Raw genomic sequence first — 16,099 nt, 5'->3', positions numbered from 1 at the left:
ATGATAAAGACGGCAGTTATTATGAAGCCGTAAAAGCACTAAGGGAAGCCTTATGGCTTCCCTTGTGGTATTGAGTTGAAAAAATAACTATATTTATGCGATTTTTCGCAATAAACCTCGTTTTTTCAAATGTACTAGCAAAATTGAGATCGCTGCAGGAGTAATGCCTGAGATCCGTGATGCTTGTCCAACAGTGTCAGGTTTATGATTATTGAGTTTTGCGATCACTTCATTTGATAAACCAGGCACTTCTTGATAATCCAGATCAAGTGGCAATAATGAGTTTTCATGACGGATAGCTTTATCAATTTCATCTTGCTGACGCTGAATGTAACCAGAGTACTTAACTTGAATTTGTACTTGTTCAGCTGCTTGTTGATCTTCAAGTCCAGGACCAAAACCCTCTAATGACATAAGCTTTGCATAATCCATTTCAGGACGGCGTAGCAAGTCTTCAAATGATGCTTCACGTGAAATAGGGGTGTTTAATTGTGGATTAAGTACCCCTAATAAAGCTGAATTTGGGTGAACCCATTGGCTGCGCAAGCGCTGAAGTTCTAATTCGATCGATTCTCTTTTGGCAATAAATGATTCCCATCGCTTATCATCAACTAAGCCTAATTCACGGCCTTTTTCAGTCAAACGTAAATCGGCATTATCTTCACGAAGTAATAAACGATATTCCGCACGGCTGGTAAACATGCGGTATGGTTCTTTTGTACCTAAGGTTGATAAATCGTCAACTAAAACACCTAAATAAGCTTCATCACGACGAGGACACCAAGCTGCTTTGCCTTGAACTTGCAGTGATGCATTCATTCCAGCAAGTAAACCTTGAGCTCCGGCCTCTTCATAACCAGTAGTACCGTTAATTTGACCAGCGAAATAAAGTCCTTCGATGGCTTTAGTTTCTAATGAGTTTTTAAGATCACGTGGATCAAAGTAATCATATTCAATAGCATAGCCAGGACGCATAATTTCAGCGTTTTCCATGCCTTTAATTGAACGGACTAAATTTAACTGTACGTCAAACGGTAAACTGGTTGATATACCGTTTGGATAAATTTCATTCGTGCTTAGGCCTTCAGGCTCAATAAATATCTGATGTGATGATTTATCTGCAAAACGGTGGATCTTGTCTTCGATAGACGGACAATAACGCGGTCCAATCCCTTCTATAACACCTGAATACATAGGGCTACGATCAAGTCCTCCACGAATAATGTCGTGGGTTTTCTCATTGGTATGAGTGATAAAACATGAAACTTGTCTTGGATGCTGACTAACATCACCAACAAATGACATTACTGGCAGTGGTGTGTCACCTTTTTGCTCAGTCATTTGTGTAAAATCAATGGTATTAGCATCGATACGTGGTGGTGTCCCAGTTTTTAAACGGCCAACACGGATATTTAATTCACGTAATCTATTCGCTAATGCAATTGCCGGTGGATCACCTGCGCGACCACCACTGTAATTCTGCATACCAATATGGATTTTACCACTTAAGAATGTACCCGTTGTTAACACAATTGCTGGTGCTTCGAAAGCTAAACCCATTTGTGTTACTACACCAACAACTTTATCGCTTTCAACAACTAGGTCATCAACAGCCTGTTGGAATATACGTAAATTAGGTTGGTTTTGTAATATATGTTGGATTTTTTGACGATAAAGCGCTCTGTCTGCCTGGGCACGTGTTGCACGAACGGCAGGACCTTTGCTTGAATTTAATGTTCTAAATTGAATACCTGCAAAGTCAGTGGCGGTTGCCATTGCTCCACCTAAGGCGTCAATTTCTTTTACCAAGTGGCCTTTACCAATCCCGCCTATAGCAGGATTACAAGACATTTGGCCAAGTGTGTCGATGTTATGGGTCAACAATAATGTTTTTGAGCCCATTCTTGCAGCTGCAAGTGCTGCTTCAGTTTCGGCATGACCACCACCAACAACAATTACATCAAACCGTTCATGAAAATGCATTATCTGACCTTTGATAGCTAAGAAAGTTAAATTCGAATTTATTCTTTTTTCGATTGGATCATTTTAGCACTTGCTTGTCTGAACGTGAACGATCATTTTTCATTGATTGATCAAGATGCGGTTTGCTTAATAGATCTTAAGATCTTTATATAGATCTTTTTATTATGTTTATTATTAGGATCGGACTTTTCTGTTGATAACTTTTATTTCTGTTTAAAATCATACGGTAAAGTTAAAACTAACCTGTGATCTGATCGCGATCAAACTCAAGATAACATGGGGATAGATCGGGTAGTTATCCACAAGGGTGATCATTGAGCAGATCGGACTGTGAATAGTACAGAGTTATGATCGCTAAAAATAATAGCTTATCCACAAACTTATACTTATAAGTAATATATTGTGGATAAGTATGATCTAATCTGTGAGTTGATCACGATTTATGCAGACAATGATCGGATATCTATATGCTTAGATAAGATGTTGCCATTGCAATAACCACGCTAGAGCAGGTTCTTCTGGTATTGGGTCTCGTTGCACATCGATTTGGATCTTATCCACAATGGCTTTAGATCCATTTTGCAAAAGTAGTGCGGTTATTTTTTCTGGCCCTTGGCAGAAAGTATCGTAACTAGAGTCACCAATTGCACATAAAGCGAACTTTATATGGTTAAGATCGGGCACTTCGATCATTAATTGCTTATGAAATGGCACTATGTTGTCGGGAAGATCGCCTGCTCCATGAGTAGAACATACAAGGATCCACACTGAAAAATCTGCTAATTCATCTATATTAGGCTCAATAAATACCTTTGTTTGATGGTTTAACTCATCAAGTTGAGCTGCCATTTCATCGGCAACATATTCTGAACCGCCTAATGTTGTGCCTACTAATAATGCTACTTTTGCCATCTTGACTCCGAATTATTAAATTTATTCATCTATTTTACGCTTATTTTTCATTGCGCTGTGCGAGTAATATCAGTATTTTCTTAATTACTATTTAACAATAAAACAACAGGTTTTAATGAATCTTGCTGATATTACTAAACAGCTAGCTGACCTTGCATGGGGTCCTCACATGCTTATTTTACTCGTTGGCGGTGGCTTATTCTTCCTTATTTATTCTCGTTTTGTGCCTTTTAGGTACATAGGTCACGCTATTAATGTCGTGAGAGGTAAATATCCTGATGATGGCGCCGAAGGGCATATCAGCCATGCTGGGGCGTTATCCAGTGCTATGGCCGGTACCGTGGGAATGGGAAATATTGGTAGTGTTGCTGTGGCTATTATGGTCGGTGGTCCGGGAGCTATTTTCTGGATGTGGATCAGCGCTATTGTTGGTATGGCGACCAAGTTTTTTACTTGTACTTTGGCTATTATGTATCGTGGTAAAGATGAAAATGGTGATGTACAGGGTGGCCCTATGTACATTATTACTCAAGGGTTAACTAAAAAATGGCATTTTTTAGCGGTATTTTTCTGTGTTGTTGGCTTAATTGGTAATTTCCCGCTGTTTAACTCAAATCAATTAGTACAGATAATCCGCGAGTGGTTATTTGTTAAACCGGGTCATTTTCCGGCGGATCAATCGACTTTTTGGCTTGATTTGAGTTTAGGGATCGTTGTTATGGTGATAGTGGCAAGCGTTATTCTTGGTGGAATTAAGCGTATTGCGACCGTAGCATCTAAAGTTGTGCCGATGATGATCTTAATTTACATGAGTTGTGCCGCTTATGTGATTGTGTCAAATATTGAGCAAGTACCTGGCTATTTTAGTCTTATTTTCAGTGAAGCATTTTCGTTAAATTCGGTTGGCGGCGGAATTTTAGGGACAATGTTAATTGGTATTCGCCGAGCTGCATTTTCGAATGAGGCCGGAATTGGTACAGAGGTTATGGCTCATGGCAGTGCCAAAACTAATGAACCAGTAAAAGAAGGTTTAGTGGCCATGTTAGGCCCTGCTATTGATACATTATTAGTCTGCACTGCAACAGCGATGATTATTTTAATCTCGGGTGTGTGGCAAGGTACTGATGCTGAAGGGGTAAATTTATCGGCGCAGGCATTTGAAATTACGATGCCAGGTATTGGACCATATTTGCTTATTTTATGTGTGGTGTTTTTTAGTATTAGCACCATTTTTACTCAAGCATTTTATGGTGGCCAATGTTTTGCCTTTTTATTTGGTCGTAAACGTATTCGTTTTTATCAGTACTTTTATTTATTAGCTATTTTGTTTGCTGCGACAGCCAGCTTGCAAGAAATTGTTAATATTATTGATGCTGCTTATGCATTGATGGCGATACCGACGATGACGTCTGCTTTATTGTTAGCTCCTAAAGTTAGGGCTGCAGCAAAAGATTATTTCTCTCGGTTAGATGCTAATCGTTAACTGTAATGTATAAAAAAACGAGCCAAAATGGCTCGTTTTCATTTTTATTGATTCATTAAAACTATCAAATATTGTATTTTATTTAAGTGCTAAGTGCTAAGTGTTTAGCATGAAAACGCAGATGGTCTTCAATAAACGTTGCGATAAAATAATAGCTGTGGTCATAACCTGGCTGCATTCTTAGTTCAAGCGGATAACCTTTGTCTTTAGCTACTTGAACTAAGGCTTGTGGTTTTAACTGCTCGTCTAAAAAGTTGTCATTACTGCCTTGATCCACCAGCGTGGGCACAAATTGTTGGCTATTGGCCATTAACTCGCAGCTATCGTATTGTTGCCATTGCTGCTGATCATCACCTAAATAACCACGGAATGCTTTGATGCCCCATGGGCAGTCCATTGGGTGACAAATCGGACTAAATGCTGACAGGCTGTTATATCTGTGCGGATTTTTTAATCCTATGGTTAACGCGCCATGTCCACCCATTGAGTGGCCGCTAATACTGCGTTGCTCTGTTACTGGGAAATGGGCTTCAATTAGTGCTGGCAATTCGTTTACCACATAATCATACATTTGGTAATGTTGACTAAAGGGTGGTTTGGTGGCGTTTAGATAAAAGCCTGCACCTAAACCAAAGTCATAAGCGCCGTCGGTATCATCTGCAACACCTTCACCTCGAGGGCTGGTATCGGGTGCGACAATAGCCATGCCTAACTCTGCTGCTATGCGTTGTGCACCTGCTTTTTGCATAAAGTTTTCATCAGTACAGGTGAGCCCTGACAACCAATATAAAACCGGCACTTTTTGGCTTTCGGCTTGTGGTGGTAAGTAAATAGCAAACCGCATGGTGCAATTAAGCGTACTTGATTGATGACTGTATTGCTTATGCCAACCACCAAATGCTTTGGTACTGCTGATACTTTCAATGGTCATGATGTGTCCTTATTTGTCAAACCGCAGTTAAGTCGTTTTACACTTAACTGCATCTGTCATGATAAATTAAGTGTTACTTGGCAAAGTGGATCACGCTGCGAATACTTTCACCTTTGTGCATTAAATCAAATGCATCATTAATGCCTTCAATACCCATGGTGTGAGTTATAAAGTGGTCAAGTTTAAATTCGCCAGCTAGGTATTGCTCAACAATACCTGGTAATTCACTGCGTCCTTTAACGCCACCAAATGCACTGCCACGCCATACGCGACCAGTAACTAATTGGAATGGACGGGTTGATATTTCTTGGCCTGCACCGGCTACACCAATAATGACGGACTCGCCCCAACCTTTATGACAGCATTCTAATGCACTGCGCATTACATTGACGTTACCAATACATTCAAATGAGAAATCGACACCACCGTCGGTCATTTCTACAATCACTTCTTGAATCGGCTTATCAAAGTTTTTAGGGTTAATGCAGTCGGTTGCCCCTAATTTTTTGGCAAGTTCGAATTTAGATTCGTTAAGGTCAATACCAATAATTCGGCTGGCGCCAGCCATGGTGGCACCAATAATTGCCGATAGACCAATACCGCCTAAACCAAAAATAGCGACAGTATCACCTTTTTGAACTTTAGCTGTTTTCAAGACAGCGCCCATACCGGTAGTCACACCACAGCCTAATAGACATACTTCTTCTAATGGTGCATCTTTACTGACTTTGGCTAATGATATTTCCGGTAATACTGTGTACTCAGAAAATGTTGAACAACCCATGTAGTGAAAAATTGGCTCTCCATCTTTAAAGAAACGCGTGGTGCCGTCTGGCATTAACCCTTTACCTTGAGTTTCACGCACTGCGCTGCAAAGGTTGGTTTTACCAGAAGTACAGAATTTACATACTCCACATTCTGCTGTGTATAACGGAATAACATGATCGCCGACTTGTACGCTAGTAACGCCTTCACCGACCATGTGAACAATACCGCCGCCTTCATGACCAAGAATCGCCGGGAATACCCCTTCAGGATCATCACCTGAAAGCGTGAAAGCATCGGTATGACAAACGCCAGATGCCACAATACGTACCATGACTTCACCCGCTTTTGGGTACATTACGTCGACTTCTTCTACCGATAGTGGTTGGCCAGGTCCCCAAGCAATAGCGGCTTTGGATTTAATAAATTGTGCTGACATAAATGATTTCCTTAACATTAACGACCATGGTCAACATGGTTAAGTGGTTTTACTACAGTGTAGTGTATTTAGCCATTGTATTTGTTTATCATAGAATGATAATTAGCTTATTTTGCAAATGACTTTTACGAGAATGTAATAATGATGAAGTGGGAAGGCATTTTTGAATTTGTGGCTGTGGCCGAAACTGACAGTTTTACAGTGGCTGGCAAGCGTTTGAGTATTTCTACCGCGCAAGTGAGTCGACAAATTAGTCAGCTTGAAAACCGTTTAAACACCAAATTATTTTATCGCACCACCCGCAAAGTATCGTTAACCGAAGAAGGTACGGTTTATTATCAGCATTGTCGCCAAGTATTAAACAGTCTTGATGAAGCAGAACGTGCTATTTCAAGCTTAAAAGATAAGCCTCAAGGACTGATTAGAATTACTGCACCAGTGACTTACGGTGAAAAGTTTATCATGCCGATAGTCATTGATTTTATGCAGCAATATCCTGACATTGAAGTGATTTGTGAGCTGACTAATCAGCAACTGGACTTGGTGGATGGGGGGTATGATTTGGCTATTAGGTTAGGGCGGTTAACTAATTCAACCATGATGGCAAAACGACTTACGAGTCGCAGCCAATATGTTTGCGCAGCCCCGAGTTATATCGCTAAATTCGGTACGCCTTATGCGTTATCGGAGTTAAGTCAGCATAATTGTTTAATCGGTAGTCAGTCTCATTGGCATTTTGTTGAGCAAGGTAAACCCAAGACGGTAAAAGTGCATGGATCTTTAGCCTGTAGTAGTGGTTTGAGTTTATTAAATGCGGCTATTTGTGGTTTGGGGATTGTGCAGTTACCGGGATATTACGTCAATGATGCTATTACTGAAGGGGAGTTAGTGGTATTGCTGACACCTTTTCAACAACCTAAAGAAGGTATTTGGGCTTTGTATCCGCATAATCGCCATTTATCACCCAAAGTGAGATTGCTGGTCGATAAGTTATCGCAAGAGTTGTAACTAGCTCATCGTTCGCAAATAACGCGCAATTTGCGCTTTTGGTAGGCTGGATATTTTATTGATCATATCAATGGTAATAGCTTGCTTGGGCAGCTGTAGTTGTAATAGATCTATTTGATGTAACCATAAATGGCTGGTCATGGTGGCATCGGCTAAAGCGCGGTGAAACACACCATCGTTAGGTAACTGGTGATGATCTACAAGCGTGCCAAGCTTATGGTTGGGGGCATCTTGGCTTATCCGCCTTGATAATAATAACGAGCAAGCAAACTGACCAGTGTAATACAGTTTGCTATGGCTAAACTCAGCATCGAGAAACTTTTTATCAAAGCTGGCATTGTGTGCCACCAAATTAAAACCATCAATAAACTTAGCAAACTGCCCCATGACTTGTTTGGACGCAGGGGCATGTTTAAGCATATCGTTACTAATACCAGTGTATTGCTCAATAAAACTATTGACTCGCCGACCAGGATTAATCAATTCCTGAAAAGTATCGACTATTTGACCATTAACTAACTTAACCGCACCAATTTCTATGGCTCGGTCACCGTTATCTGGTGATAATCCTGTGGTTTCAAAGTCGAGTATCACGACGTGATTGGCGAGTTTCATCAATTTACACCTATTTACCGATACACTATTTACCAATACAGAATGAGCCAAAAATCTTGCCCAATAGATCATCTGAGGTGAATTTACCGGTGATCTCAGATAAGGCCATTTGTGTCATGCGCAGTTCTTCTGCCAGTAACTCTCCAGCTAAATACACTTCAAGTTGTTCTTTACCCAGTTGTAAGTGATTTGCAGCAAGATCGAGTGCTTCTAAATGGCGGCGGCGGGCAATAAAACCACCTTCTAAGTTACTTTGGTAACCCATTAATGATTTGAGGTGTTGCTTTAACTCATCAACCCCTAAACCTGTTTTAGCTGATATGCTATAAACGCTGTAACCTTGCTCTTCGGTGTTATTTAAGGTTTCACCGGTTAGGTCAGCTTTATTACGTATCACTGTCACTCCCAGCTTTGCTGGTAGACGGTCGATAAAGTCAGGCCAAATTTCGTGCGGATCTATGGCGTCAGTTGTGGTGCCATCGACCATAAACAAGACTCTATCGGCACTGGCTATTTCTGCCCATGCGCGTTCTATGCCGATTTGTTCAACAGTGTCTAGAGTGTCTCGTAACCCTGCCGTATCGATAATGTGCAGCGGCATACCGTCTAAGTGGATGTGCTCGCGCAATACGTCACGAGTTGTGCCTGCTATTTCAGTCACAATTGCCGATTCTTTACCGGCTAATGCATTGAGTAAGCTTGATTTACCAGCATTAGGACGGCCGGCAATCACAACTTTCATTCCTTCACGGATGATTGAACCTTGTTTGGCGCTGGCTTGCACTGTGTCTAGCTTATCGATGATTTTATATAAGGCGTTGGCAATTTTACCATCGGATAGAAAGTCGACTTCCTCATCGGGGAAATCAATCGCGGCTTCCACATATAAACGCAGGTTGGTGACTTGGTCGACAAGCTCATGAACTTCTTTTGAGAATTCACCTTGTAGTGATTGCAAGGCACTTTTTGCTGCTTGTTCACTGGTGGCGTCAATTAAGTCAGCAATCGCTTCTGCTTGAGTTAAGTCGAGTTTATCGTTCATAAAGGCTTGTTCGCTAAATTCACCTGGTCTAGCAATACGAATACCGTCTATTTCCATCACTCGCTTAATTAGCATGTCGAGTACTATTTGACCGCCATGGCCTTGCAGTTCTAGGACATCTTCGCCGGTAAATGAATTTGGTCCTTTAAAAAATAGTGCAATCCCTTGATCAATCACCTGACCGTCAGCATTGTTAAAGTCACAATATTCTGCGTAACGCGTTTTGGGTATGTGGCCAATAATCGCTGTCGCGACATTAGTGGCTAAATCACCAGAAATACGAATGATGCCTACGCCACCTCGTCCAGGGGCGGTGGCTTGTGCCACAATAGTGTCTGTTGTCACGGTATTACCTATAAAATTGATAAAGGAAAAGGCGGCTAATCAGCCGCCTTTTTAATCAGTTATACAACATTGAGCTTAGGCTTATTTTATGCCATTTTTCTCAAGGCCAGCATAAATAATTTTCTGCTGTGTGATTGCAACTAAGTTACCCACTAGCCAGTAAAGTACTAGACCTGCTGGGAACCATAAGAAGAATACGGTAAAGATTACTGGCATCCACTGCATCATTTTTACTTGCATTGGATCCATTGTTGGCGCTACCGGTTGCATTTTCTGCATCAAGAACATTGATAAGCCCATTAACAATGGCAATACATAGTATGGATCTTGGACCGATAAATCATTAATCCAAAGCATGAATGGCGCGTGGCGTAATTCATAGCTTTCTAGTAGCACCCAATATAGTGCAATGAAGATTGGCATTTGTAATAGAATAGGTAAGCAACCGCCCATAGGGTTTACTTTCTCTTTCTTATACAGCTCCATCATAGCTTGACCCATCTTTTGACGGTCATCACCAAAGCGTTCTTTCATCTCTGCCAATTTAGGCTGTAGATTACGCATTTTGGCCATAGAGGTATATTGCTTTTTAGTCAGCGGATATAGACCACCACGGACGGTGAGAGTGATCAAAATAATAGCCACACCCCAATTGCCCACAAATGATTGATAGAACATCAATAACCAATGGATTGGAATCGCTAACCACCATAAGAAACCGTAATCAACAACCAAGTTTAAGGTTTCAGAAATAGCTGAAAGCTCTTTTTGGTTTTTAGGGCCAACATAAAACTGTGAGCTAATTTCTTGAGTTGCGCCAGGAGCAATATCATATACCGCACCACGGAAACCAATATTAGCCATTCCACCAGCACTCATACTTGAGAAAATGGTGTTTGAATCTGTTGCTGGCGGCACCCAAGCTGACACAAAGTAATGTTGTAGCATTGCTGCCCAACCACCCTGTGTTACTTTAGCAAGATTTTTGTCAGCCATATCGTCAAAGTTATATTTCTCATAACGAGTATCTTGAGCCGAGAAAGCACCACCACGATAGGTTGGCATCATCATGCTGCTTTCAGATTCTTTAATCGTTTGCTTAATTTGACCATACATTTGCACTTGTAACGGTGCAGCCGAAGTATTGTTGATGCTGTAATCTACGCCGACATCATATTGACCACGGGTGAACGTAAAGGTTTTTACGTAGGTGACACCGTTGTCTGCTGTATAAGTAAATGGCACGGTTAATGTGTCTTTACCTTCAGCTAAAGAATATGAATTGGTTTGAACACTATAAGCAGCTCGACCATTGGCACTACTATCAATACCATCACGACCAATAAGTCCGCTTTGGGCGATATAAGTGAAATTGTTCTTTTGTTCTAAAATGACAAATGGGTCACTACTGTCAATTTCGCGTTTATGTTCCACTAATGCGGCATAAACTATGTCACCACCAATCGGGCTGATTTTAATATCAAGCTGATCAGTTTTAACGCTAATAAGGTTTTTATTTGCAGGTAATTCTATTGGTTCCCCAGAGATATCTGCTTCTGGAACGTCAGCACTGTGTTGTGAGGCGGCGTTAGTTTGGGTAACAGTTTGAGCTGTTGCCGGTTTTGGTGCTTTATCTGTTTGCCATTGTTGCCACATTAAAAAGCTGACAAACAGCAGACCGATTAGCAATATATTGCGTTGAGATTCCATAGCCTATTTATTACACCTGTCATTTTTAGGGGGGACGGGATCACTACCGCCGGGATGTAAAGGGTGACATTTTAATATGCGTTTCATTGCAAACCAACTACCTTTCACTGTTCCATGTGTTTTTATTGCTTCGATAGCATAATAAGAACAAGTTGGATTGAACCGACACCGCGGTCCCAATAAAGGGCTGATAAGAATTTGGTAACCACGGATAACCGTAGTTGCTAGCCATTGTAACGGCGACTGAGTTTGCGCCATAGCTTTTCTATTAATTTGTGTAGTTCTGCATTTTCCATTTCCATCACGCCATTTCTGACTAATACAACGATATCTATATCTGGGATGTCGTGTTGATGTAAACGAAAACTATCTCTTATCACACGTTTAATACGATTACGTTGGTTTGCACGTTTAACAAAACGTTTGGCCACAGTTAATCCTAAACGAGGATGTTGCTCTGAATTTGGAATTGCGAGCAGAGTTATTTCAGCAGAGGATGCTTTGATTGGATTGGAGAATACAGATTTAAATTGCGCGGGAGTTAACAAACGTAACTCCCGCGAAAAGGTATAGCTAGTCACCTAGTTATCTACTTACGCAGATAAACGAGCGCGACCTTTCGCACGGCGACGTGCAAGGACCTTACGGCCGCCTACAGTAGCCATACGAGCGCGGAAGCCGTGAGAACGCTTGCGCTTCAGGTTGCTAGGTTGAAAAGTACGTTTACTCATGATGGCAATCCGTCTTTGTTAGTGAATTTACCTTATCTCCAACATTAGAGGTAAGGGCAAAAAAGAGGCCGAATTGTAATCACTTTAAGTAGCCTCGTCAATAACGAAAGTACTTATATGACAAATTTCTGCCAATCTTTATTTGAAGCTACTATCGATTAAGCACCAGAAGATGTGGATAAGTCTGTGTACAGACACTATATCTTGTGGATCTTTCGTTGTTTCAGTAGATCAAAGAAATGCTATTATAGATCAAGGTGGATCGGTTAATAAAGCTGGATTTGCTTGAATCTTGCAATTAATGGATCGATTTTGATCTTCGCTGATCTCAGATATATACACAGAATGATCCCGCTGGGGATAATTCTTCTTTAAAGGATAGCGATCATTGTGATCTCCCTATAGAATACACCTCCTTTGATTAAAGATATTTGGGGATAAATAAGTGGCGGTTTCACTTTGGCAACAATGTATCGGCAGACTGCAAGACGAGTTATCAGCACAGCAGTTCAGTATGTGGATCCGTCCGTTACAGGCTGAAATGGATGGTGATACTTTGGTTTTGTATGCGCCAAATCGTTTTGTGCTGGATTGGGTACGCGATAAATACATCAATATCATTAATCAATTTTTTACTGAACAAATGGGCAGTAATGCACCTAAGTTACGTTTTGATATTGGTAGCCGTCCTTCAGCTCGTCCGGTTGCGCCAGCTCCTGTAGCGGCTAAGCCTGTTAATCGCCAAACTAAAGCCCAGGTAGGAACCACGTCCTTTAATACCCAGGCTGAACCGATTATTAACCCTAATCATCGCAGCAATATTAATCCTACTTACCAATTTGATAACTTCGTTGAAGGTAAATCGAACCAGTTAGGTAAAGCTGCTGCATTGCAAGTTTCTGAAAATCCTGGTGGTGCTTATAATCCGTTATTTTTATATGGCGGCACTGGTTTAGGTAAAACTCACCTTTTACACGCTGTAGGTAATGGCATTATTAAAAATAATCCCAATGCCAAAGTGGTGTATATGCATTCTGAGCGTTTTGTTCAGGACATGGTTAAAGCGCTGCAAAATAACGCGATCGAAGAATTTAAGCGTTATTACCGTAGTGTTGATGCGCTATTTATTGATGACATTCAATTTTTTGCCAATAAAGATCGTTCACAAGAAGAGTTTTTCCATACCTTTAATGCATTGTTAGAAGGTAATCATCAAATTATTTTAACCTCAGACCGTTATCCGAAAGAGATCGATGGGGTAGAGGATCGCTTAAAATCTCGCTTTGGTTGGGGCTTAACGGTTGCTATTGAGCCACCTGAATTAGAAACCCGCGTAGCGATTTTAATGCGTAAAGCACAAGAGAGCGGAATAAACCTACCTGATGAAGTGGCATTCTTTATTGCCAAGCGTTTACGTTCAAACGTACGTGAATTAGAAGGTGCACTAAACCGCGTGATTGCTAATGCTAACTTTACTGGCCGCCCAATCACTATCGACTTTGTGCGTGAAGCATTAAGAGATCTCTTGGCACTACAAGAAAAATTAGTCACTATAGATAATATTCAGAAGACTGTTGCTGAATACTACAAAATAAAAATGGCAGATATGCTGTCTAAACGCCGTTCTCGCAGTGTGGCAAGGCCTAGACAAGTGGCGATGGCGCTATCTAAAGAACTTACTAACCAAAGTTTACCGGAAATTGGTGATGCTTTTGGTGGTCGTGACCATACGACAGTGTTACATGCTTGTCGTAAAATCGCCCAATTGCGCGAAGAAAGTCATGATATTAAAGAAGATTATGCTAACTTGATTAGAACTTTGTCTTCTTAATTCAGGGAATGTTGACACGATGAAATTTTCAATTGATAGGGACGCCCTATTAAAGCCGTTGCAGCTAGTGTGCGGCGCGGTAGAACGCAGACACAACTTACCTATTTTAGCCAACTTATTAGTTGAAGTTAGTGAGTCATCACTTAAGCTAACAGGCACTGATTTAGAGGTTGAGTTGGTGGGCCAAGCGGCTATTCATGGTGACATTGATATCGGTCGTACGACGGTTCCGGCTAAAAAGTTACTGGATATTGTTAAGTCATTACCAGAGCAGAGTGAATTAAAGGTCGAGCAACAAGATAATAAATGGTTATTGCGTTCAGGTCGCAGCCGTTTTTCATTGGCAACATTACCCGCCGAAGATTATCCCAACGTTGAAGAATTCCAAGCGGATATCGAATTTAGCTTAAAGCAAGGCGTGTTGAAGTCGATTATTGATTCAACTCAGTTTTCAATGGCTAACCAAGATGTACGTTACTACCTCAATGGTTTGTTATTTGAAACTGAAGGTAATGTATTACGTGCTATTGCCACCGACGGACACCGTTTAGCCTTAAGTCATCGTACGCTTGATGTTTCATTACCCGAAAAACAAGTGATTGTGCCTCGTAAAGGGGTGGTTGAAATGGCGCGCTTGCTCGACAGTGACGACCAGGACATTACCATTGCCATTGGTGATAATGCCATTAGAGCGATTACCAGTTCCGCGGTATTTACCAGTAAGCTTGTCGATGGCCGTTTCCCTGATTACCGCCGAGTGTTACCTAAGGGTGGCAATAAGGTGGTTATCGCCAGTCGTAACCAATTAAAACAAGCGTTAACTCGTGCGTCTATTCTTTCGAATGAGAAATTCCGTGGAGTACGTATTCAGCTTGAATCTGGCTTATTGAAAATAACTGCCAATAATCCTGAACAAGAAGAAGCTGAAGAGATCATTGATGTTGAATATGACTCTGATAAGCTAGAAATTGGTTTTAACGTCAGTTATCTACTTGATGTGTTAAATAACTTAGCCAGTGATGAAGTACGAATTACTTTAATTGATGGCAATTCAAGTGCCTTGATTGAGAACCACAAAGAAGAAGATTCTATGTATGTCGTGATGCCAATGCGTCTGTAATGCGTTATTGTGTTATTGCTATATGAAAGGTGCTGCAAAGCACCTTCTTTGTTTCTACCGTTTTATTGGGTTATCACAATAGGTCTTCATGAGTTTATCGCGTATTACCATAGGTTCATTTCGTAATATTACCTCAGCATCATTACAACCGGGTGATGGCTTAAATTTGATTTACGGTCAAAATGGCAGTGGCAAAACCAGTATTCTCGAAGCTATTTATTTTTTGGGTATGGGCCGTTCGTTTAGAAGCCATTTATCCCAACGTGTGATCAACCATGATGACGATAAACTGACTTTGTTTGCGCATTTAATTGATGCTGACAGAGATTGTAAAATTGGCTTACGTCGTCATCGAAGCGGTGAGATCGAAGTAAAAATTGATGGCGAGAAAGTAAAGCGTTTATCAACCCTGGCCGAAACGTTACCCATTCAAGTTATTACTCCCGAAAGTTTTTCTTTGTTGTTCGAGGGACCTAAAGCCCGCCGTCAATTTATTGATTGGGGTGCATTTCATTCTGACCCACATTTTTATCAAGCTTGGGTGAATACTAGAAAGGTATTAAAGCAACGAAACCAATTACTTAGAAATCACTCTCCCTATAACCAAATACAGTTTTGGGATAAGGAGTTGGTGCGGTATGCTGAACAGGTTACCGATATACGAAATCAATATGTAGACTCGTTAAATGTGCTACTAAAGGGTATAATCGGAGTGTTTTTACCTCAGATTGATATTAAGGTTTCTTTTACTCGAGGATGGGATAGTAAAACGGATTTTGCCCAATTACTTGAAAACCAATACTCAAGAGATTTAGCCGCTGGAAATACGGGCAGCGGCCCCCACAAAGCAGATTTACGTTTGCGCGTGGGTAATTTACCGGCGCAGGATGCGTTGTCCCGTGGACAATTAAAATTATTAGTCTGTGCACTGCGTATTGCACAGGGAAAGTTGCTCAAACAACAACTAGATAAAAATAGTATTTATCTAGTCGACGATTTACCGTCGGAGTTGGATGCACAGCATAGGCAGCTATTGCTACAGCAGTTAACCGAAACCGGTGCACAAATTTTTGTCACTGCGATCGAACCGCAAGCAATAGTCGATTCGTTATCTAGCCCTCCAAACAGGATGTTTCATGTGGAACAAGGGTTGGTAACGGTTATTGAATAACAACGAGAGATAA

The 16,099-nt window shown here is 41.0% G+C and carries 15 protein-coding genes; 5 read left to right on the top strand and 10 right to left on the bottom strand.

Going from position 1 to position 16,099, the window contains the following annotated elements; all coding sequences use genetic code 11:
• Positions 1-93: 93 nt before the first annotated feature.
• A complete protein-coding gene (gene mnmG, locus AAEY94_RS17025) occupies positions 94-1,983 on the bottom strand; it encodes a tRNA uridine-5-carboxymethylaminomethyl(34) synthesis enzyme MnmG (protein ID WP_350979323.1) in 1,890 nt (629 codons plus the stop codon).
• Between the two features lie 471 nt (positions 1,984-2,454).
• Positions 2,455-2,895 carry an FMN-binding protein MioC gene (gene mioC, locus AAEY94_RS17020; protein ID WP_101087356.1) on the bottom strand — a complete coding sequence of 147 codons (441 nt, stop codon included), beginning with the start codon at positions 2,893-2,895 and terminating at the stop codon, positions 2,455-2,457.
• A gap of 115 nt (positions 2,896-3,010) precedes the next feature.
• Between mioC and AAEY94_RS17015 the strand changes: the two genes are divergently transcribed.
• Complete coding sequence (locus AAEY94_RS17015; RefSeq protein WP_101087357.1) at positions 3,011-4,378, top strand: alanine/glycine:cation symporter family protein; 1,368 nt, start codon at positions 3,011-3,013, stop codon at positions 4,376-4,378.
• A gap of 82 nt (positions 4,379-4,460) precedes the next feature.
• Here the strand turns inward: AAEY94_RS17015 and fghA are convergent, their stop codons facing one another.
• Both fghA and AAEY94_RS17005 read right to left on the bottom strand, forming a co-directional pair.
• Positions 4,461-5,309 carry an S-formylglutathione hydrolase gene (gene fghA / locus AAEY94_RS17010; RefSeq protein ID WP_162024242.1) on the bottom strand — a complete coding sequence of 283 codons (849 nt, stop codon included), beginning with the start codon at positions 5,307-5,309 and terminating at the stop codon, positions 4,461-4,463.
• Positions 5,310-5,382: 73 nt separating this feature from the next.
• On the bottom strand, positions 5,383-6,513 hold the full coding sequence (locus AAEY94_RS17005) for an S-(hydroxymethyl)glutathione dehydrogenase/class III alcohol dehydrogenase (RefSeq protein ID WP_011639464.1): 1,131 nt from the start codon (positions 6,511-6,513) through the stop codon (positions 5,383-5,385).
• A gap of 141 nt (positions 6,514-6,654) precedes the next feature.
• Here AAEY94_RS17005 and AAEY94_RS17000 point away from each other — a divergent pair, with 141 nt between their 5' ends.
• Positions 6,655-7,521: a LysR substrate-binding domain-containing protein gene (locus AAEY94_RS17000; protein WP_350979320.1), complete on the top strand. Its 867-nt coding sequence runs from the start codon at positions 6,655-6,657 to the stop codon at positions 7,519-7,521.
• Here the strand turns inward: AAEY94_RS17000 and AAEY94_RS16995 are convergent, their stop codons facing one another.
• The 6 genes from AAEY94_RS16995 to rpmH form a co-directional block, all read right to left on the bottom strand.
• The gene (locus tag AAEY94_RS16995) at positions 7,522-8,136 is read right to left on the bottom strand and encodes a 3'-5' exonuclease (protein WP_101087360.1); all 615 of its coding nucleotides are present in this window, start codon (positions 8,134-8,136) and stop codon (positions 7,522-7,524) included.
• 25 nt (positions 8,137-8,161) lie between these two features.
• A complete protein-coding gene (mnmE, locus tag AAEY94_RS16990) occupies positions 8,162-9,523 on the bottom strand; it encodes a tRNA uridine-5-carboxymethylaminomethyl(34) synthesis GTPase MnmE (protein ID WP_335692785.1) in 1,362 nt (453 codons plus the stop codon).
• Between the two features lie 81 nt (positions 9,524-9,604).
• Positions 9,605-11,233, bottom strand: a complete 1,629-nt coding sequence (yidC, locus tag AAEY94_RS16985; RefSeq protein ID WP_101087362.1) for a membrane protein insertase YidC — start codon at positions 11,231-11,233, stop codon at positions 9,605-9,607.
• Positions 11,234-11,236: 3 nt separating this feature from the next.
• Positions 11,237-11,491, bottom strand: coding sequence for a membrane protein insertion efficiency factor YidD (gene yidD, locus AAEY94_RS16980; protein WP_011639469.1), 255 nt, complete (start codon positions 11,489-11,491; stop codon positions 11,237-11,239).
• Positions 11,458-11,814 carry a ribonuclease P protein component gene (gene rnpA / locus AAEY94_RS16975; RefSeq protein WP_011639470.1) on the bottom strand — a complete coding sequence of 119 codons (357 nt, stop codon included), beginning with the start codon at positions 11,812-11,814 and terminating at the stop codon, positions 11,458-11,460. Before rnpA ends, yidD begins: the two co-directional genes overlap by 34 nt.
• A gap of 12 nt (positions 11,815-11,826) precedes the next feature.
• Positions 11,827-11,964, bottom strand: coding sequence for a 50S ribosomal protein L34 (rpmH, locus tag AAEY94_RS16970; protein ID WP_006083827.1), 138 nt, complete (start codon positions 11,962-11,964; stop codon positions 11,827-11,829).
• 445 nt (positions 11,965-12,409) lie between these two features.
• Between rpmH and dnaA the strand changes: the two genes are divergently transcribed.
• The 3 genes from dnaA to recF all read left to right on the top strand — a co-directional run bounded on the left by dnaA (position 12,410) and on the right by recF (position 16,086).
• Positions 12,410-13,795: a chromosomal replication initiator protein DnaA gene (gene dnaA / locus AAEY94_RS16965; RefSeq protein WP_011635493.1), complete on the top strand. Its 1,386-nt coding sequence runs from the start codon at positions 12,410-12,412 to the stop codon at positions 13,793-13,795.
• Positions 13,796-13,814: 19 nt separating this feature from the next.
• Positions 13,815-14,915 (top strand): DNA polymerase III subunit beta, encoded by a 1,101-nt coding sequence (gene dnaN / locus AAEY94_RS16960; protein WP_101087363.1) that lies wholly within the window; start codon positions 13,815-13,817, stop codon positions 14,913-14,915.
• Between the two features lie 88 nt (positions 14,916-15,003).
• Positions 15,004-16,086, top strand: a complete 1,083-nt coding sequence (gene recF / locus AAEY94_RS16955) for a DNA replication/repair protein RecF (RefSeq protein WP_162021954.1) — start codon at positions 15,004-15,006, stop codon at positions 16,084-16,086.
• Positions 16,087-16,099 lie beyond the last annotated feature (13 nt).

Source organism: Shewanella sp. AC34-MNA-CIBAN-0136, from assembly GCF_040309945.1.
Taxonomy (GTDB): domain Bacteria; phylum Pseudomonadota; class Gammaproteobacteria; order Enterobacterales; family Shewanellaceae; genus Shewanella.
The sequence above is the reverse complement of the archived record's forward strand: the minus strand, read 5'-3'. Positions and strand labels throughout refer to the sequence as shown.